Source organism: Pseudomonas sp. GD03903, assembly GCF_029840045.1.
Taxonomy (GTDB): domain Bacteria; phylum Pseudomonadota; class Gammaproteobacteria; order Pseudomonadales; family Pseudomonadaceae; genus Pseudomonas; species Pseudomonas pseudonitroreducens.
Window position 1 is genome coordinate 186,043 of the sequence record NZ_JAOCBT010000002.1, and the last position, 19,965, is coordinate 206,007.

At 66.5% G+C, this 19,965-nt stretch carries 22 protein-coding genes and 1 riboswitch; of the genes, 14 read left to right on the forward strand and 8 right to left on the reverse strand.

Features of this window, described 5'->3' with window-relative positions:
• Positions 1–104: 104 nt before the first annotated feature.
• The 4 genes from tcyN to N5C91_RS03425 all read right to left on the reverse strand — a co-directional run bounded on the left by tcyN (position 105) and on the right by N5C91_RS03425 (position 3,460).
• Positions 105–872 (reverse strand): L-cystine ABC transporter ATP-binding protein TcyN, encoded by a 768-nt coding sequence (gene tcyN / locus N5C91_RS03410; RefSeq protein WP_279827978.1) that lies wholly within the window; start codon positions 870–872, stop codon positions 105–107.
• Entirely contained in the window at positions 869–1,540 is a 672-nt protein-coding gene (gene tcyL / locus N5C91_RS03415) for a cystine ABC transporter permease (RefSeq protein ID WP_236171990.1), read from the reverse strand. The genes tcyN and tcyL overlap by 4 nt, the downstream gene beginning before the upstream one ends.
• Positions 1,540–2,340 (reverse strand): cystine ABC transporter substrate-binding protein, encoded by an 801-nt coding sequence (gene tcyJ, locus N5C91_RS03420; protein WP_236171669.1) that lies wholly within the window; start codon positions 2,338–2,340, stop codon positions 1,540–1,542. Before tcyJ ends, tcyL begins: the two co-directional genes overlap by 1 nt.
• 118 nt (positions 2,341–2,458) lie before the next feature.
• Positions 2,459–3,460, reverse strand: a complete 1,002-nt coding sequence (locus N5C91_RS03425) for a D-cysteine desulfhydrase (protein ID WP_236171668.1) — start codon at positions 3,458–3,460, stop codon at positions 2,459–2,461.
• Positions 3,461–3,785: 325 nt separating this feature from the next.
• On the opposite strand from N5C91_RS03425, the gene N5C91_RS03430 reads away from it, so the two are divergent.
• From N5C91_RS03430 to N5C91_RS03445, 4 genes are all read left to right on the forward strand, one after another.
• Complete coding sequence (locus tag N5C91_RS03430) at positions 3,786–4,148, forward strand: hypothetical protein (protein WP_309295670.1); 363 nt, start codon at positions 3,786–3,788, stop codon at positions 4,146–4,148.
• A gap of 88 nt (positions 4,149–4,236) precedes the next feature.
• Positions 4,237–4,443, forward strand: a complete 207-nt coding sequence (locus N5C91_RS03435) for a hypothetical protein (protein WP_236171664.1) — start codon at positions 4,237–4,239, stop codon at positions 4,441–4,443.
• 198 nt (positions 4,444–4,641) lie between these two features.
• The gene (locus tag N5C91_RS03440) at positions 4,642–4,893 is read left to right on the forward strand and encodes a hypothetical protein (RefSeq protein ID WP_236171661.1); all 252 of its coding nucleotides are present in this window, start codon (positions 4,642–4,644) and stop codon (positions 4,891–4,893) included.
• Positions 4,894–5,285: 392 nt separating this feature from the next.
• Positions 5,286–6,347, forward strand: a complete 1,062-nt coding sequence (locus tag N5C91_RS03445) for a Fic family protein (RefSeq protein ID WP_279827979.1) — start codon at positions 5,286–5,288, stop codon at positions 6,345–6,347.
• Positions 6,348–6,354: 7 nt separating this feature from the next.
• On the opposite strand, the gene N5C91_RS03450 is transcribed toward N5C91_RS03445, so the two are convergent.
• From N5C91_RS03450 to N5C91_RS03465, 4 genes are read right to left on the reverse strand one after another with little or no spacing between them, the layout of a single operon-like run.
• Positions 6,355–6,987: an ABC-type transport auxiliary lipoprotein family protein gene (locus tag N5C91_RS03450; RefSeq protein WP_279827980.1), complete on the reverse strand. Its 633-nt coding sequence runs from the start codon at positions 6,985–6,987 to the stop codon at positions 6,355–6,357.
• A complete protein-coding gene (locus N5C91_RS03455) occupies positions 6,984–7,922 on the reverse strand; it encodes an MlaD family protein (protein WP_236171657.1) in 939 nt (312 codons plus the stop codon). The genes N5C91_RS03450 and N5C91_RS03455 overlap by 4 nt, the downstream gene beginning before the upstream one ends.
• Entirely contained in the window at positions 7,923–8,708 is a 786-nt protein-coding gene (locus N5C91_RS03460; RefSeq protein ID WP_236171656.1) for an ATP-binding cassette domain-containing protein, read from the reverse strand.
• A complete protein-coding gene (locus N5C91_RS03465; protein ID WP_279827981.1) occupies positions 8,705–9,850 on the reverse strand; it encodes an MlaE family lipid ABC transporter permease subunit in 1,146 nt (381 codons plus the stop codon). Before N5C91_RS03465 ends, N5C91_RS03460 begins: the two co-directional genes overlap by 4 nt.
• Positions 9,851–9,979: 129 nt before the next feature.
• Positions 9,980–10,207, forward strand: a riboswitch (cobalamin riboswitch).
• A 273-nt stretch (positions 10,208–10,480) separates the two neighbouring features.
• Here N5C91_RS03465 and cobO point away from each other — a divergent pair.
• The 10 genes from cobO (at position 10,481) to N5C91_RS03515 (ending at position 19,852) form a co-directional block, all read left to right on the forward strand.
• The gene (cobO, locus tag N5C91_RS03470; protein WP_279827983.1) at positions 10,481–11,092 is read left to right on the forward strand and encodes a cob(I)yrinic acid a,c-diamide adenosyltransferase; all 612 of its coding nucleotides are present in this window, start codon (positions 10,481–10,483) and stop codon (positions 11,090–11,092) included.
• A 235-nt stretch (positions 11,093–11,327) separates the two neighbouring features.
• Complete coding sequence (locus N5C91_RS03475) at positions 11,328–12,623, forward strand: cobyrinate a,c-diamide synthase (protein ID WP_279827985.1); 1,296 nt, start codon at positions 11,328–11,330, stop codon at positions 12,621–12,623.
• Positions 12,620–13,270 carry a 5,6-dimethylbenzimidazole synthase gene (bluB, locus tag N5C91_RS03480; protein WP_279827987.1) on the forward strand — a complete coding sequence of 217 codons (651 nt, stop codon included), beginning with the start codon at positions 12,620–12,622 and terminating at the stop codon, positions 13,268–13,270. Before N5C91_RS03475 ends, bluB begins: the two co-directional genes overlap by 4 nt.
• Positions 13,267–14,196, forward strand: coding sequence for an adenosylcobinamide-phosphate synthase CbiB (cbiB, locus tag N5C91_RS03485; RefSeq protein ID WP_279827989.1), 930 nt, complete (start codon positions 13,267–13,269; stop codon positions 14,194–14,196). The genes bluB and cbiB overlap by 4 nt, the downstream gene beginning before the upstream one ends.
• On the forward strand, positions 14,196–15,197 hold the full coding sequence (gene cobD, locus N5C91_RS03490) for a threonine-phosphate decarboxylase CobD (protein ID WP_236171647.1): 1,002 nt from the start codon (positions 14,196–14,198) through the stop codon (positions 15,195–15,197). Before cbiB ends, cobD begins: the two co-directional genes overlap by 1 nt.
• A gap of 23 nt (positions 15,198–15,220) precedes the next feature.
• A complete protein-coding gene (locus N5C91_RS03495) occupies positions 15,221–16,660 on the forward strand; it encodes a cobyric acid synthase (RefSeq protein WP_279828221.1) in 1,440 nt (479 codons plus the stop codon).
• A gap of 204 nt (positions 16,661–16,864) precedes the next feature.
• Positions 16,865–17,386, forward strand: a complete 522-nt coding sequence (cobU, locus tag N5C91_RS03500) for a bifunctional adenosylcobinamide kinase/adenosylcobinamide-phosphate guanylyltransferase (RefSeq protein WP_236201502.1) — start codon at positions 16,865–16,867, stop codon at positions 17,384–17,386.
• On the forward strand, positions 17,383–18,438 hold the full coding sequence (gene cobT / locus N5C91_RS03505; RefSeq protein ID WP_279827993.1) for a nicotinate-nucleotide--dimethylbenzimidazole phosphoribosyltransferase: 1,056 nt from the start codon (positions 17,383–17,385) through the stop codon (positions 18,436–18,438). The genes cobU and cobT overlap by 4 nt, the downstream gene beginning before the upstream one ends.
• The gene (cobC, locus tag N5C91_RS03510; RefSeq protein ID WP_279827994.1) at positions 18,435–19,022 is read left to right on the forward strand and encodes an alpha-ribazole phosphatase family protein; all 588 of its coding nucleotides are present in this window, start codon (positions 18,435–18,437) and stop codon (positions 19,020–19,022) included. Before cobT ends, cobC begins: the two co-directional genes overlap by 4 nt.
• 11 nt (positions 19,023–19,033) lie before the next feature.
• A complete protein-coding gene (locus tag N5C91_RS03515; protein ID WP_275094687.1) occupies positions 19,034–19,852 on the forward strand; it encodes an adenosylcobinamide-GDP ribazoletransferase in 819 nt (272 codons plus the stop codon).
• Positions 19,853–19,965: the final 113 nt, after the last annotated feature.

The window sequence follows — 19,965 nt, forward strand, 5'->3', positions numbered from 1 at the left end:
GCTGGTCGGTGGGCCAGTCCGCGCGGTTCATGGGACTATCTTCTCTCGCAGATGATCGATAAAAAAGCGCAAATATCGGCAGATATTGATCGATTAATTCGATTCTATTCGGCGGCGCGCTTGTCGCCCTGATCGAGGAACTTGCTGAGGAACTGGCGGGTGCGCTCTTCCTTCGGGTGGGCAAACAGCGCCTTGGCATCGCCCTGTTCGACGATCACGCCCTTGTCGATGAAGATCGCCCGGTTGGCGACATCGCGGGCGAAGCTCATTTCGTGGGTGACGATGACCATGGTGCGCTTTTCCTGGGCCAGGCCGCGGATGGTCGCCAGGACCTCGCCGACCAGCTCCGGGTCCAGCGCCGAGGTGGGTTCATCGAAGAGGATCACGTCCGGCTGCATGGCCAGGGCGCGGGCAATGGCGACGCGCTGTTGCTGGCCGCCGGAAAGGCGCTTCGGGTAGGCGTCCTCCTTGCCGGCCAGGCCGACCTTCGCCAGCAACTGGCGAGCGCGCTCGATGGCCTGGGCACGCGGTTCCTTCTTCACGATGATCGGGCCTTCCACCACGTTCTCCAGCGCAGTGCGGTGGGGGAACAGGTTGAAGTTCTGGAAGACGAAGCCCACGTGCTGGCGCAACTTGCGGATCAGGCCTTGCTGGCCGCTGAGCGGCCGCGAGGCGTCGATGAGGATGTCGCCGACCTGGATGGTTCCGCCGTTGGGCACTTCCAGCAGGTTGAGGCAACGCAGCAGAGTGGTCTTGCCGGAACCGCTGGGGCCGATGATCGCGACCACTTCGCCGGGCTGGACGGTCAGGTCGATGCCCTTGAGCACTTCCTGGCCGCGAAACTGCTTGGTCAGCTGGCGGACTTCGATCATGCGTCTTGCTCCCGGTCGTGGCGGTTGACCCGGTCTTCCAGGCGGTTCTGCAGGTGCGACAGGATGCTCGCGAGGATCCAGTAGATCAGTGCGGCGGCGAGGTACATGGTGAAGACCTCGAAGGTGCGCGCGGTGATCAACTGGGCCTGGCGGAACAGTTCCGGTACCTGGATGGTAGCGGCCAGGGCGGTGTCCTTGACCAGCGAAATGAAGCTGTTGCCCAGCGGCGGCAGGGCGGTGCGTGCGGCTTGCGGCAGGATCACCCGGCGCAGGGTTTCGGCGCGGGTCATGCCGATGCTGGCGGCGGCCTCCCACTGGCCCTTGTCGATGGAGCCGATGGCGGCGCGGAGGATTTCGCAGACGTAAGCGGCCATGTTCAGCGAGAAACCGATCAGCGCCGCCGGTAGCGGGTCGAGTTCGATGCCGGCCTGGGGCAGGCCGTAATAGATCATGAATAGCTGGACCAGCAGGGGCGTGCCACGGAAAAACGACACGTAGATGCGCGCCAGCCAGCGTACCGGGGTGAATCCGTACAGGCGCATCAGCGCCAGTACGAATCCGAGCAGTAGTCCGAAGAACATGCCGCCCACGCTGAGGACTACCGTGAAGATTGCGCCCTTCAACAGGAAGGGCGCGGAATCCAGCGCAAGCTGCAGGCTTTCTTCGATCATTGGGTGACGTCAGCCTGGAACCATTTCTCCGAGAGTTTCTTCAGCGTGCCGTCGGCACGGAATTTCTCGATGGCCTTGTTCAGCGCTGCGAGCAATTCGGGGTTGCCCTTGCGCAGGGCGATGCCGGCTTCCTGGCGAGCGAAGGGCGCACCGGTCAGGGCCATGGCGCCCTTGGTCTTGTTGACCATGTCGAAGGCGGCCAGGCGGTCGACCAGAATCACGTCGATGCGGCCGCTGCGCAGGTCCTGGAACTTGGTCGGGTCATCTTCGTAGGTGCGCACGTCGGCTTGCGGCACATGTTCGCGCAGCCATTGTTCGTAGTTGGTGCCCAGGCCCACGCCGACTTTCACACCGGCCAGCTTTTCCGGGGTGTCGTACTTGCTTTCCTCACCCTTGCGCACCAGCGCCTGGATGCCGGATACCGTGTACGGCTCGGAGAAGTCGTACTTCTTCTTGCGCTCCTCGGAGATGGTCACCTGGTTGATCACCAGGTCCAGTCGCTTGGACTCCAGCGCGGCAAGAATGCCGTCCCACTTGGTTGGCTGCAGCTTGGCGGTAGCGCCCAGCTCCTTGGCGATCAGTTCGGAGAAGTCCACCTCGAAACCGGCCAGCTTGCCGTTTTCGTCCTGGAAGCTGAAGGGTGGGTAGGTGCCTTCCAGGCCAACGCGGACCTGGCCTTTTTCCTTGATCTGGGCGAGCAGGTCGTCGGCGGCCTGGGCCTGGCCGAAGAGGCCGGCGCCGAGGGTGAGGGTCAGGCTGGCAAGGAGGAAATGACGTCGCAGTGCGGAGAAGGTCATGGTGGTCCCCGTTTTTGGTGTTTTAAGCAGGTTAGTCAACGCGTGGCGACTATATGGTCAGAATCGTTATGCAATAAAATAATAAAAAATTACATGCCTTGTTCTTTTGGTTCTTTTGTCAGGTCGCCGGATGATAGGCAAACAGTGCCGGCGCGCCGCCGGTATGCAGGAACAGGATCGGCCCGGGTTTCAGGAAGCGATCACGACGGATGCCATCGAGCAGTCCCGCCATGGCCTTGCCGGTATACACCGGGTCCAGCAGCAGGCCTTCGTGGCTGGCCAGCAGACGCACCGCTGCCAGCGTGCCAGCGTTGGGCTCGCCATAGCGCGGGGCGAAATACTCGTCCCACAGTTGAATGGTCGGCCGGGTCACCGAGTCGTGGCCGAGCAACTCCAGTGTGCGCTCGACCAGCCCTTCGACCTTCGGCCGCTGCGCGGCATCGGTGCGCGAGACGGTCACGCCGATGACATCCAGCTCCGGCAAGGCGTCGGCCAGCGCGATCGCCAGGCCCGCGTGGGTACCTGCGCTACCCGAGGCCAGCACCACGGCGGAGGGCTCCTGGCCGCTGGTACGCAGCTGCTCTGCCAGTTCCAGCCCGGCGCGCACATAGCCCAGAGCGCCCAGTGCGTTGGAGCCGCCGATAGGCACGATGTAGGGCTTGCGGCCTTCGCGGCGCAGGCGCTCGCCGGTGCGGGCCAGCAGCTCGTCGGCGGTATCGAGGTTGGGCACGAGCTCGACATCGGTGCCGAACAGGTCCAGCAGCAGGCGGTTGCCGTTGCTCAGGTAGTTGCGGTCGTCCGTGCCGATGGGGTTTTCCAGCAGCGCTACGCAATGCAGACCGAGCTTCGCCGCAACGGCGGCGGTCTGGCGTACGTGGTTGGACTGGATCGCACCGGCAGTGACCAGTGTATCGGCACCGGCCTTCAGGGCATCGGCGGCGAGGAATTCCAGCTTGCGCACCTTGTTGCCGCCCAGGGCGAAGGGCGTGGTGTCATCGCGCTTCACATACAGCTCGCGCCCCAGGTGGGCGGATAAACGCTCCAGCTTGTCCAGCGGTGTCGGGCCGCCGGCCAGGTCGAGGCGGGGAAAGCGGGCGAGGGCTTCACGCAGGGCGCTCATGGAGGATTCTCGGTTTGCCGGCGGATGCGTCACGATAGAGCGCGCCAAGGCCCGCTGCAATGCGGCCGGACGGCGCGTGGCGCCGACTTGCAAGGGAATGTCGCGCGATGATCCACCTTCTCGCCGTGGGAAACTCCAGAGGCTGTGAATCAATGTGCGGACAGCGGCGCGGCGAACCGCTACGCTCCACGCTCAGATCCGGAATCCATAACCGGGCGATAACGAAAACAGGAAAACCAGGGCGGGAAATCCGATGACATCAGCAGTACTTTCACGCGCTTCGCTGCAACGCCGAACGCTTCAACTGCTTGGCGTACTGGCCCTGATGCTCGGGCTGAGCACTCCGGCGCTGGCCGACCGGGTGATTCCCTCGGGGATGATGGTGGGCTTCGTCGACAGCGCGGTATATCCGGTCATTACCCTGAAGCGTCCCAAGCCCAGTCTGTTGCGCCGGGTCGTCACGCTTGGCCTCTACAACAAGACCGTGAGCTATCCGCTGTCGGTTTCGGTACGCATCCGCGACCAGCAGAATCGCTTCATGGTGTACGGACTGCTGCCGCAGATCACCGGCAAGTTTGTCGGGATCAAGGTCGGGCTCGACAGCCGCATCAGCCAGATCTGGGTGATGACGGAAGCGGAAGCGACCGAGTATGTGTCCCGTCCGGACACCAAGTTCCCGCCGAGCTGACAGCGCCGCTCGTGCGGGCGGGCAGCCGTAAGCGCGCGACTTCGGCTATCATGGGCGCCGTTTCAAACCTTTCAGAACCGGTCTACCCATGACGTCCTCTCAGCAGCCGCCCCGCGACGACAGCGCCGACAACGCGCAGGAACAACCCAAACTCTCCCTGGCCGAGCTGGCCAAGGCCGCCCTTGCCGCGCAACAGCAGGCCAATAGTGCCTACCAGCACCGCAAGCAGCACGACAAGGCCGAGTACCGTCCGCCGCACCCACGCGGCTCGCGTCGCTCCATGGGCAAGCGCTGAGACCACCTCTCGTCCGAAACACCGTCAGCCAGCGCTCTTGCGGGGGCGCTGGCTGAACTGCGGCGACCGGCATCGGTCGTATCCGCATCGGCCTTGCCATGCTGGCTGGCCATTCCCGCTCTCGCGAACCCGTCACGGATAGACACCCGCGCCGCCCGACCAATGGGCAAAGGCGTGCCTCGCGTCCAAGGAGAATTCATGAAAGTCCTCGTTCCCCTCTTCGCTCTGCTGGCGCTCGCCGGCTGCATCACCATGACCGGCAACTACGAAGTCAGCGCCCAGGACGAGTCCGGCAAGGCCCTGAGCAATGGCAAGTTCCTCGCCAGCGGCAGCGGCATCTATACCGTGCGCAACTCACTGTGCTCAGTCTATCCCAAGGCCATCATCACAATCCGGGACGTGGAGACCAACCAGGAACTGGAGGGCGAAAGTCCCTATCACTGCCGCTGAGGCTTGATCGCGAGCAAGCTCGCTCCTACAGCGGGACGTGCCACTCTGCAGACGGCGGCTCGGGATATCCCCAAGCCGCCGTTTCGCTATTGCGGCAGTTGTTCGAGTTGTCGTTGCAGGTGCGTGAGGAAGCCGATTTCGTAGGCCATGCGGTCGAGCATGTCCTTTTGCACCGTGCGGCCTTTGGCGAAGTTGCTCCAGAGTGTTCCCTGCCTGGGCGAGCAAGTTTTTCATCCTGATACGGAAGGGGCCGGAAAATGCCGGCACCTTTCCTGTGAGCGTCAGTACTCAGGATTGTTGCCGGTGATGTCGTACCGCAGTCGGTGAATTGATTAGACTGATGATCACCTCGACTCACGAGCATTTTTCTACGTCTGGTTTCAAGGACTCGTATGCCCGCTTACCAGCCACCAGTGACCTTGACGCCGACGATGCTTTCGCTGGTGGCGGAGCTTGCCGAGCGTGTCGGGCGTCTGTCGGCAGGGCAGGCGAGCGCGCTGACGCCGCAGTTGCGGCGGGGAAACCGCATTCGGACAATTCAGGCATCGCTGGCCATCGAGAACAACACGCTGAGTGTCGAGCAGGTCACGGCCGTGCTGGAAGGCAAGCGAGTACTGGGGCTGCCGCGGGAAATCCAGGAAGTGCGCAACGCCTTTCGCGTGTACGAGCAGTTGCCAGGCTGGCGAGTAGACTCCGTGCGGGATTTGCTGGCTGCCCACGGCAGCCTGATGGAGGGCCTGCTCGATGAGGCGGGCCGTTTTCGTCAGGGTGGCGTAGGCATCTATCGGGAGCAGACGCTGCTACACATGCCTCCTCCCGCCAACCGCGTACCGTTGCTTGTCGAGCAGTTGCTCAGATGGGTAGGTCGAACGGATTGGCACCCGTTGATCGCCAGTTGTGTCTTCCACTACGAATTCGAGTTCATCCACCCGTTCAGTGACGGTAATGGCCGCATGGGCCGGCTCTGGCAGACGCTTCTGCTCAGTCGCTGGAATCCGTTGCTGGCTTACTTGCCGGTGGAGACGGTGATCCATAATCGGCAGGCGGCCTACTACGCAGCGCTGGCGGAGTCGGACCGGCAAACGGACTCTGCGCCTTTCGTGCTGTTCATGCTCCAGGCTTTGCTGGCTGCTGTTGAGGAGGTCGACGCCGCGGTGGGTGGTCAGGCAAGTGACCAAGTTGGTGACTATGTAAGTGACCAAGCAGGTTCGGCTGTCGCCCCGTCGGTCCGCCGATTGTTGGCGGTACTTCGACGTGGAGAGGTGCTCAAGGCCGGGGACATGATGGAGCGCCTATCGCTCTCGCACCGCACCAGCTTCCGCAACAACTATCTCAACCCTGCGCTGAGCGCCGGCTGCGTGGAAATGACCCAGCCGGACTCCCCGCGCAGCCCGACCCAGGGCTATTGCCTGACCGCCAAGGGTGTGCGGTTGAGGCAATCCGGGTCGGTGTAGCCTTCGCTCAATTGAGCGGGTTGCTGGTGAGCTTCTGTTGCTGCCCCTGCTGCAACGTCCACTGCACTACCTGCGCGGAAAGCTGATCGGCCGCCTTGCCGAAGGCGCTGACCACTTCGGGCACCTGCTTGCCGTCTACCGGCTGGCTGACCTCGAAGCTGCGCGAGGCGACGATGCGCTGGCCGAGGGTGCGCACCAGGCGCGCGTCGTAGCGGAGGTGGATCACCGGTTTGCCGTTCTGGTACTCGCTCTGGAAGGCTCGCAGCTCGCCGGTCAGGTCGAGGTCGGCCTGCAGGCTGGCTTCGTCGCTGCTCAGGGCGCGGATGCTGCCGTTGGCGGTGAAGGCATCGAGCAGGCGATCCCGCAGCAGGCCTGGCGCACGGTTGCTCCAGCGCGCTCCCTGGTAGCTGCTCAGTTGGTTGCCCTGCGGCACTACGGCGATGCGGTTGCTGTCCAGCGCCAGGCTGGCGGTGGGGGCGCTGACCCGTAGCGACCAGCTCACCGCGGTGTTGCTGCGTGCGGGCTGTTGCGTGGCCGGCAGCAGGTAGAAGTCCGGGCTTTCGGCTTGCGGGAGGATCGAGCAGGCGCCCAGCAGACTGACCAGGGCGGCGGCGCCGAGCAGACGGGGAAGGGCGGTCATGGCTGGAACTCCTTGTTGCGCTCGCGGCCGAGCAGGTAGCCGGTGGGGTTTTCCTGCAGGCGGCGGGTGACGCCGCGCAGGTCTTCCAGGGTGGAGCGCAGTTCGCGGATCGCCGGGCCGATTTCGCCCAGGCCATTGAGGCCGCCGTTCACCGAGTCGTAGTTGCTGTTCAGCAGTTGCTCCACCCGCTCGCTGCTGGTGCGCAGGGACGCAAGGGTCTTCTGGGTATCGTCGAGAATGGTCTGGCCCTTGCCGCCCAGGGTCTGGTTGGCGCGGTCGAGCAACTGGCTGGCATTGGCCAGGGTGAGGCGTGCCTGTTCGCTGGCAGCGGCCAGCTCCTTGAAGGTCCGGCGGATATCGTCGCGCTGTTCGGCGACCACGCCGGTGGCCTGGTCGATGTGGTCAAGGGTGCGGCTGATACGGTCGACGTTCTCCTGGGAGAACATGCGGTTCACGTTGTTGATCAGGTTGTTGATGTTGGTGGCGATGTCCTCGCCGTTGGCCAGCAGCTTGGCGAAGGGCGAGGGGATGGTCTTGATCACCGGCACCTCGCCGTCCTTGCTCGCCAGCGGTGGGCTGTCCTGGGCGGCGCTGGAGAGCTGGATGATCGCCTGGCCGGTCACGCCGGTGAGCGCCAGCTTGGCGCGCGTGTCCTCGCGGATTGGCGTGCTGTCGTAGACACGGATGCGCGCGCGGACCTTGCGTGGGTCGTTCGGGTCCAGGCGCAGCGAGACCACGTCGCCGACGCGGATGCCGCTGTACTGCACGGTGCCGCCTTCGGACAGGCCGGTCACCGCCTCGTTGAAGATCACGTCGTAGACCTTGTACTTCTGGTCGTTGCTCGACTGCGCCAGCCACAGGGCGAAGAGCAGCGCGCCGATCGACACGACGAGGGTGAACAGGCCGATCAGCACGTGATGGGCACGGGTTTCCATTCAGCTTTCCTCCCGCAGGTGTTCGGTGGCCTGCAGCGCGGCACGGCCACGCGGGCCGTGGAAGTAATCCTGCACCCAGGCGTCGTCGGTCTGGGCGACCTGGTCCAGCGGCCCGACCACCAGCACGCGCTTCTGCGAGAGCACGGCGACGCGGTCGCAGATGGTGTAGAGGGTGTCCAGGTCGTGGGTGACCAGGAAAACCGTAAGGCCGAAGGCGTCGCGCAGGGTCAGGATGAGTTGGTCGAAGGCCGCGGCACCTATCGGGTCGAGGCCGGCGGTGGGTTCGTCGAGGAACAGGATATCCGGGTCCAGGGCCAGGGCGCGGGCCAGGGCGGCGCGCTTGACCATGCCGCCGGAGAGTTCGGCCGGGTACTTGGCGCCGGCGTCCGGCGGCAGGCCGGCCAGGGAGATCTTCACCTTGGCCATGAACTCGGCGTCGCTGCGCGACAGGCCGGCATGCTCGATCAGCGGCAGGCAGATGTTCTCGCTCACGGTCAGCGAGGAGAACAGCGCGCCGTTCTGGAACAGCACGCCAAAGCGCCGTTCCAGCTTCGAGCGTTCCAGCGCCGGGAGTGCCGGCAGGTTCTGCCCGAACACGTGGACGCTGCCTTCGCTGGGCTGGCGCAGGCCGATGATGCTGCGCAGCAGCACCGACTTGCCGGTGCCCGAGCCGCCGACCACACCGAGGATTTCGCCCTTCATCACGTCGAGGTCGAGGTGCTCGTGGACGGCGTGGGTGCCGAAGCGGTTGGCCAGGTCGCGGACGACGATGATCGGTTCGCTCACCAGCCCATCTCCATGAAGAACAGCGCGAACATCGCATCCAGCAGGATCACCACGAAGATCGACTGGACCACGCTGGAGGTCGTGTGCTCGCCCACCGACTGCGCGCTGCCGCTGACGCGGAAGCCTTCCAGGCAGCCGATCACGGCGATGATGAAGGCGAATACCGGGGCTTTGACGATGCCGACCAGGAAGTGCTGCACGGCGATGTCGTTCTGCAGCATGTAGAGGAACATGCGGGGCGAGATATCCAGGCTCAGCGCACAGACCACGCCGCCGCCGACGATGCCGGAAATCATCGCCAGGAAGGTCAGCATCGGCAGCGTCAGCAACAGCGCCAGCACCCGTGGCAGCACCAGCAGTTCCACCGGGTCGAGGCCCAGGGCCTGGATGGCGTCGATCTCCTGGTTGGCCTTCATCGAGCCGATCTGCGCGGTGAAGGCGCTGGCGGTGCGGCCAGCGAGCAGGATCGCGGTGAGCAGCACGCCGAATTCACGCAGGAAGGAGAAGCCCACCAGGTCGACGGTGTAGATCTGTGCGCCGAATTTCTGCAGTACCGTGGCGCCGAGGAAGGCCACCACCGCGCCGACCATGAAGGTGAGCAGGGCGACGATAGGCACGGCATCCAGGCCGGTTTCCTCCATGTGCGCGGCCAGCGAGGTCAGGCGCCAGCGCCGTGGGCGCAGGAGGTTGCGCAGCAATGTCTGCAGCGTCAGGCCGATGAAACCGAGCACGCCGACCAGGTGGTCCTTGAAGGTGACCGAGGCAATGCCGATGCGCTCCAGCACATCGACCAGTGCGTTGCCCGGCGCCGGACCTTTCTCGTCCAGCCGGCATTGGGTGATCGCGCTGCCGACGGTGCGCAGCAGTGCCTGGCGCTCGGCCGGGAGGTTGTGGGCGATCTGCCCGAGCTGGCTCATGCGTGCGCCGCCGATGATCTCGGCGAGCAGCGCGGCGCCAGCGGTATCCAGTGCTCCGAGGCCGGCGAAGTCCAGTTGGGCAGGGGATTCGCTCTGGCGCTGGGCGGCCACCTGGGCTTTCAGCGCGGCGAAGTGCGCGAGCGTCCAATCGCCGCTGATGTGCAGCAAGGGCGGGTTCGCGGCGGAATCGAGCAGGAGCTGGCCGGGCTGGGCAGTCGTCGTCATGAATCGCATTCTAGCGAAGTTACGCTGCCTGACTACTTGACTTGTGTGACCCTTTGTAGGGCTCAGCGGCGCTGGGCGCGAGTGGCAGCGACAGTCTGTTCAATTGACGCCCCAGCCCGCCAGCCACTAAGCTGCGCGCCTGCTTCAGGTGCCCTTGGTGCAAGCCGAGGGTGAAACAGGGAAGCCGGTGAATTCGATCCTTGCATCGACCATTCCGGCGCTGCCCCCGCAACGGTAAGCGAGCTTCGAACCGCACTGAGCCACTGTGCCACTGGCATGGGAAGGCGCGGTTCCTCGGGAAACGCCAGGCGTTTCCACTCGCAAGCCCGGAGACCGGCCTGCTGCATCGCATGGCATCGCGGGAGGCGCTGCCGACGCCGGCATTCATTGTGCGCCGCGCGTTGCCGTCCTCCGCCTGCCCCGACTGGTCAGTGCCGCGCGGGTGAGAGCGGCGGAGAATCCTTCAGGTGAATTCCCTGTTTCCCAAGCCGACGGCTTTCGCGCCGAGCGGCCTCTGCCGCATGGCGTTGATGCGCGCCGGCGGTTCGTTGCTGTCCCCTCCATTTTTCGTTCGCTGCCGCCCGGCCGGCGAGCTGGCGCCTGCGCGCTCCCTTTGCAGAGGCAAACCCCATGACTGAATCCCCCGAGAAGGACGAGCGCCATCGCTCGCGCATGCAGCGCAAGAAAGCAGTGGTCGACGAGAAGATCGCCCAGGCCCAGGGGGAGCGCGGTGTCTTCCTGGTCAACAGCGGCAACGGCAAGGGCAAGAGCAGCTCGGCCTTCGGCATGGTTGCCCGCGCGCTGGGCCATGGCATGCGGGTCGGCGTGGTGCAGTTCATCAAGGGCGCCGCGACCACCGGCGAGGAGGCGTTCTTCCGCCGCTTCCCCGAGGAAGTCAGCTTCCACGTGATGGGCGAGGGCTTCACCTGGGAAACCCAGGACCGCCAGCGCGATATCGCCAAGGCGCAGGCCGCCTGGGACGTGGCGCGGCAACTGCTGAGCGACCCGCAAGTCGGCCTGGTGGTGCTGGACGAGGTGAACATTGCCCTCAAGCACGGCTACCTGGAGCTGGACACCGTGCTCGCCGACATTGCCGCGCGCCCGCCGATGCAGCATGTGGTCGCCACCGGCCGCGGTGTGCAGCCGGCCATGGTCGAGGCCGCCGATACCGTGAGCGAGATGGGCCTGGTGAAACATGCCTTCAAGGCTGGAATCAAGGCGCAGAAAGGGGTGGAGTTCTGATGTTCGTGGCTTGCCCTCACCCCAGCCCTCTCCCGGGGGGAGAGGGGGCCGTTCGGCGTGCTGCCAGACCTAGGCGCTCGCCGGTTTGCGCTCTAGCAGGGTTTTTTGATGGTGGTGTAGCTGTCGCACGACGGAAACTGCGGCTGTATGTGGCACCCAACCGCCCCCTCTCCCTGCGGGAGAGGGTTGGGGTGAGGGGGCTCTTCGCCTTTTCTGCTACGACGGAGCGCGCCTGATGCTCGATGCGCGCCAATGCCCCGCCTTGCTGATCGCCGCCCCCGCCTCCGGCCAGGGCAAGACCACCGTGACCGCCGCCCTGGCGCGTCTGCACACGCGCCTCGGGCGCAAGGTGCGGGTGTTCAAGTGCGGGCCGGATTTCCTCGATCCGATGATCCTTGCCCGCGCCAGTGGCGCGCCGGTCTATCAGCTGGACCTGTGGATGGTCGGCGAGGAGGAAAGCCGTCGCCTGCTCTGGGAAGCCGCAGGCGAGGCCGACCTGATTCTTATCGAAGGGGTGATGGGCCTGTTCGACGGTTCGCCATCCGCCGCCGACCTGGCGCGGCGCTTCAACGTGCCGGTGATGGCGGTGATCAATGGCCAGTCCATGGCCCAGACCTTCGGCGCGATGGCCGTCGGCATGGCCACCTACCAGCGCGACCTGCCGTTCTCCGGCGTGCTCGCCAACCGCATCGGCAGCCAGCGCCACCGCGACCTGGTGCGCGATAGCCTGCCCGAGTGGATTCGCTGGTATGGCGCGCTGCCGCGCGATACCGAAGTGGAGTTGCCCAGTCGTCACCTCGGCCTGGTGCAGGCCGATGAGCTGGCCGACCTCGATGCCCGCCTGGACGCCGCCGCCGATGCCCTGGCGGCCAGTGCCAGCACCGAGTTGCCGGCGCCGGTGAGCTTTGCCGTGCCCGAACCGCGCCGCGAGTCTTGCCGTCTCGATGGCGTGCGCATTGGTGTGGCGCGGGACAATGCCTTCGCCTTCCTTTATCAAGCCAACCTCGACCTGCTGCGCGAGCTGGGCGCCGAGCTGGTGTTCTTCTCGCCGCTGCGCGACGAAAGGTTGCCGGAAGTGGACAGCCTCTATCTGCCCGGCGGCTACCCGGAGCTGCACCTGCGCGCCCTGGCGGAGAACCGCGGCATGGCCCAGGCGATTCACGCCCACCACGAGATGGGCAAGCCGATCCTCGCCGAGTGCGGCGGCATGCTCTATCTGCTCGATGCCCTGACCGACGTCGCCGGCGAACGCGCCGAGCTGCTGGGCCTGCTGCCGGGTGAGGCGCGCCTGCAGAAGCGTCTCGCCGCCCTGGCATTGCAGGCGGTGACGCTGCCCGAAGGCACCCTGCGCGGGCACACCTTCCATCACTCGTTGCTCGACAGCGCGGAAGTGCCCCTGGCCCTTGGCGTATGCCCGAACGACAAACCGGTGGCCGAGGCGGTGTTCCGCCGTGGTCGTCTTACCGCGTCCTATATCCATTTCTACCTGCCGTCCGATCCGGATGCGGCAGCAGCCCTGCTGAGACCATGACCGAGCACGCCTATAGCCCCGAGGAACGCGCCGCGCTTTACCGCGCCATCGCCGAACGCCGCGACATGCGCCACTTCAGTGGCGGCGAGGTGGCGCCCGAGTTGCTCGCGCGCCTGCTCGAAGCGGCGCACCAGGCGCCCAGCGTCGGCTTGATGCAGCCATGGCGGTTCATTCGCGTCACCTCGCGGGAGCTGCGCCAGTCGATCCATTGCCTGATCGAAGAGGAGCGCATTCGAACCGCCGAAGCCCTGGGTGAGCGCTCCGATGAATTCATGAAGCTGAAGGTCGAGGGCGTGCTCGATTGCGCCGAGGTGCTGGTGGCGGCCCTGATGGATGGCCGCGAGGCGCACGTCTTTGGTCGCCGCACGCTGCCGAACATGGACCTCGCTTCGCTGTCCTGTGCCATCCAGAACCTCTGGCTGGCCTCGCGCGCCGAAGGCCTGGGCATGGGCTGGGTGTCGCTGTTCGACCCTGTCGCGCTGGGCGACCTGCTCGGGCTGCCGGTGGGGGCCGAGGCCGTGGCGGTGATCTGCCTGGGCCCGGTCAGCGAGTTCTACCCGGCGCCGATGCTGGCCCTGGAAGGCTGGCGCCAGCCGCGCGCGCTCAGCGAACTGCTGTTCGAGAATCACTGGGGAGAGCAGCCATGAGCCTGGCGCTGCTGAGCGTCCTTGGCGTGGCGCTGGACGCCCTGCTGGGCGAGCCGAAACGCGGGCATCCGCTGGTGGCCTTCGGGCGCCTGGCGGATCGCCTGGAGCGACGTTTCAACCGTTCCCGCACCGATGCCGGCACGGACACCCCCGGCCTCGGCTGGCGCAGCCACGGCGTCACCGCCTGGGTCATCGCGGTCATCCCGCTGACCCTCATCGCACTGCTGCTCAGCCTGCTGCCCTACGTCGGCTGGATCGTCCAGGTGCTGGCGCTGTACGCCGCACTGGGTCTGCGCAGCCTGGGCGAGCACGCCGATCCGGTGGTGCTGGCGCTGCGCAGTGGTGACCTGAATGAGGCGCGGCTGCGCGTGGGTTACGTGGTCAGCCGCGAAACAACCGAGCTGGACGAAACTGCGGTGGCCCGGGCCGCCACCGAATCAGTGCTGGAGAATGGCAGCGATGCGGTTTTTGCGGCGCTGTTCTGGTTCGCCGTGGCGGGGGCGCCCGGCGTGGTGCTCTACCGCCTGAGCAATACCCTCGACGCCATGTGGGGCTATCGCAACGCACGCTTCGAGCGCTTTGGCTGGGCGGCGGCGAAGATTGACGATGTGCTCAACTACATTCCGGCGCGGCTGGTGGCCTTTACCTACGCGTTGCTTGGCCATACCCGGCTGGCCCTGCGTTGCTGGTGCACTCAGGCGCCAAAATGGGACAGTCCCAACGCCGGCCCGGTGATGGCTGCCGGTGCGGGAGCGCTGGGCGTTTCGCTCGGCGGCTGTGCCCGTTACCACGGTGAGCTCCACGAGCGCCCGCAACTGGGCGACGGCCCGGCGCCGACCGCCGTGGACGTCTGGCGCGCGCTGGCCCTGGTGCGTCAGGGCGTGTTGTTGTGGTTGCTGATCATCCTGATTCTGGGAGTGCTCTGATGCTCGAACATGGCGGACGGTTGCGCAAAGCGGCGCAGCAGTACGGAATTCCGCTCTCCGAGTGGCTGGACCTGTCCACCGGTATTTCGCCCTGGCCCTGGGCGCTGCCCAGCGTGCCGGCGGCCGCCTGGATGCGCCTGCCCGAAGACAGCGATGGCCTGGAAGCCGCCGCACGGCGCTACTACGGTGCCGAGAAGCTGCTGCCATTACCCGGCAGCCAGGCGGCGATCCAGTTGCTGCCGCGTTTGCGCCGGCCTGGCAAGGTCGGCGTGGTCTCGCCCTGTTACGCCGAGCACGCCGAATCCTGGCGTGCCGCCGGGCACATCCTGCGGGAAGTCAGCGACCAGGAAGTGCCCCATCACCTGGAGCGTTTCGACGTGCTGGTGGTGGTCAACCCGAACAACCCCACGGGCAAGCGCATCGAGGCCGGCGTGCTGCTGGAATGGCACGCGCGCCTGCAGGAGCGCGGCGGTTGGCTGGTGGTGGACGAAGCCTTCATGGACTGCACCCCCGAGCACAGCCTGGCGCCCAGCTGTGCCAGTCGTCCGGGGCTGATCGTGCTGCGCTCCTTCGGCAAGTTTTTCGGCCTGGCTGGTGCACGCCTGGGCTTTGCCTTCGCCGAACCGCGCCTACTGGAAAGCCTGGCGAAACTGCTCGGCCCCTGGGCGGTGAACGGCCCCACGCGCTGGGTGGCGCAGGCGGTGCTCGGCGAGTTCCAGGAACAGATCCAGCGCCGCCGTGACCTGCATGACGCCAGCCGGCGCCTGGCCGGGCTGCTCGGCGAGCACGGGTTCGCCCCGCAGGGCGGCACGGGGCTGTTCCAGTGGGTGGTGTCGATGCGCGCCCATGCGCTGCGCGACCACCTGGCGCGCCAGGGCATTCTCGTGCGCCTGTTCGAAACCCCAGGCAGCCTGCGCTTCGGCCTGCCGCCGGACGAGAACGGCTGGGAGCGCCTGGAGCACGGCCTGCGTACCTTCAACCAGATGGAGAGTCTGCGGTGAGTGCCCTGAAAAGCGCGACGCTGATGGTGCAGGGCACTACTTCGGATGCCGGCAAGAGCACGCTGGTGACGGCGCTGTGCCGCTGGCTGCGTCGCCAGGGGGTGCCGGTGGTGCCGTTCAAGCCGCAGAACATGGCGCTCAACAGCGCGGTGACCGCCGACGGCGGCGAGATCGGCCGCGCCCAGGCGGTACAGGCCCAGGCCTGCCAACTGGCGCCGCACACCGACATGAACCCGGTGCTGCTCAAGCCCAACAGCGACACTGGCGCCCAGGTGATCATCCATGGCCGCGCGGTCACCAGCATGAACGCCGTGGCCTATCACGACTACAAGCGCGTGGCGCTGCAGGCGGTGCTCGAATCCCACCAGCGCCTGAGCGCGCAGTACCCGGTAGTGATGGTGGAAGGTGCGGGCTCGCCGGCGGAGATCAACCTGCGCGCCAACGACATTGCCAACATGGGCTTCGCCGAGGCAGTGGACTGCCCGGTGATCCTGATTGCCGATATCGACCGCGGTGGAGTGTTCGCCCACCTGGTCGGCACCCTGGAGCTGCTCTCCGAGTCCGAGCGGGCGCGGGTGAAGGGCTTTGTCATCAACCGATTCCGCGGCGACATCGCACTGCTGCAAAACGGTCTCGACTGGCTGGAGGAACGCACCGGCATACCGGTGCTCGGCGTGCTGCCGTACCTGATGGATTTCCATCTGGAAGCCGAGGACGCCATCGACACCCGCCAGGCCGCCAAGACCGGCGAGCGTCTGCGCGTGGTGGTGCCGGTGCTGCCGCGCATCAGCAACCATACCGACTTCGACCCGCTGCGCCTGCACCCGCAGGTGGAGCTGACCTTCGTCGGCCCCGGGCAGCCGATTCCGCCGGCGGACCTGATCATCCTGCCCGGCTCCAAGAGCGTGCGGCCGGACCTGGCCTTCCTCCGTGAGCAGGGCTGGGACGCGGCGATCCAGCGCCATCTGCGCTATGGCGGCAAGCTGCTGGGCATCTGCGGCGGCTTGCAGATGCTCGGTCATACGCTGGCCGATCCGCATGGGCTGGAAGGTGCGGCGGGGGAGAGCGAAGGGCTCGGCCTGCTGGACCTGCGCACTGTGCTGGAGCCGGAGAAGCAACTGCGCAACGTCAGCGGCCGGCTGGCACTGGAGGACGCGCCGGTGAGCGGCTACGAGATTCATGCCGGCGTCACCGAAGGCCCTGCGCTGGCCAACCCCGCCGTGCACCTGAGTGATGGTCGTGCTGATGGTGCGTTGAGCGACGATGGCCAGGTGATGGGCACCTATCTGCACGGGCTGTTCGAGTCCTCCGCTGCCAGCGCCGCACTGCTGCGCTGGGCGGGGCTGCGCGAGGTGCAGCACATCGATTACCACGCCCTGCGCGAACGCGACATCGAGCGCCTGGCCGACCAGGTCGAGGCGCATCTGGATACCGAAAAATTGAGAGCGCTGTGCGGACTGTAGGGCGCATAACCGTTCGCGGTTATCCGCCTTCTCGCCTCGCTGCGATTTCGGCGGATAACGCCGGAGGCGTTATGCGCCCTACGGGGCACTGGCGTCTGCGTAGGATGGGTGGAGCGCAGCGATACCCATCAATCCCGCGTTGCGATGCGATGGGTATCGCAAGCTCCACCCATCCTACGGGGACGTCGTCATTGCGGAGAAACCATGCTTGAACTGATCCTCGGTGGCGCCCGTTCGGGCAAGAGCCGCCTGGCCGAGCGTCTGGCGCTGGAAAGCGGCCTGCCGGTCACCTACGTCGCCACGGCACAGGCCGGCGACGGCGAGATGTCCGCGCGCATCCTCCAGCACCGCGAACGCCGCCCGGAACACTGGGGCCTGGTGGAAGAACCGCTGGCCCTGGCCGACGCACTGGAGCGCCTGGCCGCCCCCGGCCACTGCGTGCTGGTGGACTGCCTGACCCTGTGGGTCACCAACCTGCTGATCCACGAAGACGGCTGGCGCCTGCGCGGCGAGATCGATGCGCTGCTGGAAACGCTGCCGCAACTGCCGGGGCGGATCATCCTGGTCAGCAACGAAACCGGGCTGGGCGTGGTGCCGATGGGCGAACTCAGCCGCCGTTATGTCGACGAGGCTGGCTGGCTGCACCAGTCCCTGGCCGAGGTCAGCGAGCGCGTGGTGTTCACCGTCGCCGGCCTGCCCATGGTGTTGAAGGGAGAAGCGTTATGAGTCTGCAATGGTGGCTGCAAGGCACCCAACCGATCGACCGCGTGGCGCAGGACAAGGCCGCCGCACGCCAGGACCAGTTGACCAAGCCGCGCGGCGCGCTGGGCCGGCTGGAGGAGGAAACCATCCGCCTGGCCGGCCTGCAGGGGCGCGAGCGGCCAGGCCTGGAACACATCTGGATCGCCCTGTTCGCCGGTGACCACGGTGTGGTCGCCGAGGGGGTGTCGGCCTATCCGCAGGCAGTGACCGTCGAGATGCTGCGCAACTTCGTACGCGGCGGCGCAGCGATCAGCGTGCTGGCCCGCGACCTCGATGCGCGCCTGGAGGTGATCGACCTCGGCACGGCGACGCCGCTGGAGCCGCTGCCGGGCGTGCTGCATGTGATGGTCGGCGCCGGTACGGCGAACTTCACCAGGGAGCCGGCGATGACCGCCGCGCAATGCCTGATCGCCCTGGAGGCTGGCCGCGAGTCCGTGCGCCGCGCGCAGCAGGCTGGCACGGAGTTGTTCATCGGCGGCGAGATGGGCATCGGCAACACCAGTTCGGCGGCGGCGCTCGCCTGCGCCTTGCTGGACGAGCCGGCGCGGACGCTGGTTGGCCCCGGCACCGGGCTGGATGCGCAGGGCGTGGCGCGCAAGGTCGAGGTGATCGACCGCGCGCTGGCGCTGCATCGCATGCATTGCGACGAGCCCTTCGAGGCGCTTTGCCGCCTCGGCGGCTTCGAGATCGCCGCACTGGTAGGTGCCTACCTGGCCTGTGCGCAGAAAGGTATCCCGGCGCTGGTGGACGGCTTCATCTGCAGCACCGCTGCGCTTTGTGCCACGCACCTCAATCCCGGTTGCCGTGACTGGCTGCTGTTCGCCCACGCTGGCGCGGAGCCGGGGCACAACCGTGTGCTCGCGGCACTCGACGCGCAGCCGTTGCTCGATCTCGGCCTGCGCCTGGGCGAGGGCAGTGGCGCGGCGCTGGCGGTGCCACTGCTGCGCCAGGCCTGCCGGCTGCACAGCGAGATGGCGACCTTCGCCGAGGCGGCGGTATCGGATCGCCCGGCATGACGCTGCGCCTGGAACTGTTGCGCCATGGCGAGACCGAGCGCGGCGGTGGCTTTCGCGGACGACTGGACGACGCGCTGACCGAAGCCGGTTGGGCGCAGATGCGCGCGGCGGTGGGCGAGGAGTGTCGCTGGTCGGCGCTGGTCAGTTCGCCGTTGCAGCGTTGCGCGGCGTTTGCCGAGGAACTGTCGGCGCGTCACGGCCTGCCGCTGGGCTTCGAGGCGGGCTTGCAGGAGCTGGACTTCGGTGAGTGGGAAGGCATTTCGCCAGCTAAGCTGATGGAGACCGATGCTCAGGCGCTCGGGCGCTTCTGGGACGATCCCTACGCTTTCCCTCCACCTGGTGGCGAGGCCATGGGCGATTTCGAATCCCGCGTCTTTGCGGCGCTGGAGCGGCTCTACCAGGCCTATGCCGGCTCCTCCGTATTGGTCGTCACCCATGGCGGTGTGATGCGCCTGTTCGGCGCCCTGGCCCAGGGCCTTCCGGCCAAGCGTCTGCTGGAAGTGGTGGTGGCCCACGGCGAATGCATTCTGCTGGACGTGACCCGCGAGGGCGACGGCTGGCACATCCTGAAAGCGCAACCATAAGTCGAGCCCTGATGAGCAACCTGCACCCGGAACGCGACCAGGAAAACCCCGAGCCGCCGGCTGAAGAGCGTGGTGAAGACTCGCGCGCCGCCCAGCTCAGTGACTGGTGCCTGCCGCTGGTGGCGTTGCAGTTCCTGACGCGCTTGCCGGTACGCCTGGGGCACATGCCGACGCCGCAGCAGTTCGGCCGCGCCACGCTGTATTACCCGCTGGTGGGCCTGCTGATCGGTGCGGTGCTGTTCGCCATGGGTGAATTGCTCAGCGGCGTGCACCTGCTGTTGCAGGCGGCGCTGGTGCTGCTGGTCTGGGTGGCGTTCACCGGTGCGCTGCACCTCGATGGTCTGGCTGATACCGCGGACGCCTGGATCGGCGGGCTGGGCGATCGCGAACGCACGCTGGCGATCATGAAGGACCCGCGCTGCGGCCCGGCCGCGGTGGTCGCCCTAGTGCTGTTGCTGCTGCTGAAGTTTGCGGCGATCACCGCCATTCTCGGTAATCAGCAGCATTGGGGCTTGCTGCTGGCCCCCTGGTTGGGGCGTTGTGCCTTGCCGCTGCTGTTCTTCACCACGGACTACGCGCGCAAGGGCGGGTTGGGCCAGGCGCTGGCCGATCACCTGCCGCGTGGCGCGATGCCCTGGATGCTCGCGGCCAACGCGGCGCTGATGCTGCTGGCGGGCCTGACCGGCCTGCTGGCGCTGGTGGTTGCCCTGGTGCTGTTCGTCTGGCTGCGCAGCCGCTTCATCGCCCGCCTCGGTGGCACCACCGGGGATACCGCCGGGGCGATGCTGGAGATGATCGAGTGCGCGGTGCTGGTGGCGTTGGCGCTCTGATTTCACTGCGGAGCCGCAGATATGGCCTGGACGCTTTTGTAGGATGGCGTGGAGCGCAGCGATACCCATCACGCATTGTCGCCACAGCATGGGTATCGCTTAGGCTCCACCCA

What these genes read in the sequence shown, in the direction of transcription:
- tcyN (WP_279827978.1), bottom strand. Translation starts at nt 872, where the DNA reads ATGATCGAAGTCCGCCAGCTGACCAAGCAGTTTCGCGGCCAGGAAGTG.
- tcyJ (WP_236171669.1), bottom strand. Translation starts at nt 2,340, where the DNA reads ATGACCTTCTCCGCACTGCGACGTCATTTCCTCCTTGCCAGCCTGACC.
- N5C91_RS03425 (WP_236171668.1), bottom strand. Translation starts at nt 3,460, where the DNA reads ATGAGCGCCCTGCGTGAAGCCCTCGCCCGCTTTCCCCGCCTCGACCTG.
- N5C91_RS03430 (WP_309295670.1), top strand. Translation starts at nt 3,786, where the DNA reads ATGCTCGGGCTGAGCACTCCGGCGCTGGCCGACCGGGTGATTCCCTCG.
- N5C91_RS03435 (WP_236171664.1), top strand. Translation starts at nt 4,237, where the DNA reads ATGACGTCCTCTCAGCAGCCGCCCCGCGACGACAGCGCCGACAACGCG.
- N5C91_RS03440 (WP_236171661.1), top strand. Translation starts at nt 4,642, where the DNA reads ATGAAAGTCCTCGTTCCCCTCTTCGCTCTGCTGGCGCTCGCCGGCTGC.
- N5C91_RS03445 (WP_279827979.1), top strand. Translation starts at nt 5,286, where the DNA reads ATGCCCGCTTACCAGCCACCAGTGACCTTGACGCCGACGATGCTTTCG.
- N5C91_RS03450 (WP_279827980.1), bottom strand. Translation starts at nt 6,987, where the DNA reads ATGACCGCCCTTCCCCGTCTGCTCGGCGCCGCCGCCCTGGTCAGTCTG.
- N5C91_RS03455 (WP_236171657.1), bottom strand. Translation starts at nt 7,922, where the DNA reads ATGGAAACCCGTGCCCATCACGTGCTGATCGGCCTGTTCACCCTCGTC.
- N5C91_RS03465 (WP_279827981.1), bottom strand. Translation starts at nt 9,850, where the DNA reads ATGACGACGACTGCCCAGCCCGGCCAGCTCCTGCTCGATTCCGCCGCG.
- cobO (WP_279827983.1), top strand. Translation starts at nt 10,481, where the DNA reads ATGACTGAATCCCCCGAGAAGGACGAGCGCCATCGCTCGCGCATGCAG.
- N5C91_RS03475 (WP_279827985.1), top strand. Translation starts at nt 11,328, where the DNA reads ATGCTCGATGCGCGCCAATGCCCCGCCTTGCTGATCGCCGCCCCCGCC.
- bluB (WP_279827987.1), top strand. Translation starts at nt 12,620, where the DNA reads ATGACCGAGCACGCCTATAGCCCCGAGGAACGCGCCGCGCTTTACCGC.
- cbiB (WP_279827989.1), top strand. Translation starts at nt 13,267, where the DNA reads ATGAGCCTGGCGCTGCTGAGCGTCCTTGGCGTGGCGCTGGACGCCCTG.
- cobD (WP_236171647.1), top strand. Translation starts at nt 14,196, where the DNA reads ATGCTCGAACATGGCGGACGGTTGCGCAAAGCGGCGCAGCAGTACGGA.
- N5C91_RS03495 (WP_279828221.1), top strand. Translation starts at nt 15,221, where the DNA reads ATGGTGCAGGGCACTACTTCGGATGCCGGCAAGAGCACGCTGGTGACG.
- cobU (WP_236201502.1), top strand. Translation starts at nt 16,865, where the DNA reads ATGCTTGAACTGATCCTCGGTGGCGCCCGTTCGGGCAAGAGCCGCCTG.
- cobT (WP_279827993.1), top strand. Translation starts at nt 17,383, where the DNA reads ATGAGTCTGCAATGGTGGCTGCAAGGCACCCAACCGATCGACCGCGTG.
- cobC (WP_279827994.1), top strand. Translation starts at nt 18,435, where the DNA reads ATGACGCTGCGCCTGGAACTGTTGCGCCATGGCGAGACCGAGCGCGGC.
- N5C91_RS03515 (WP_275094687.1), top strand. Translation starts at nt 19,034, where the DNA reads ATGAGCAACCTGCACCCGGAACGCGACCAGGAAAACCCCGAGCCGCCG.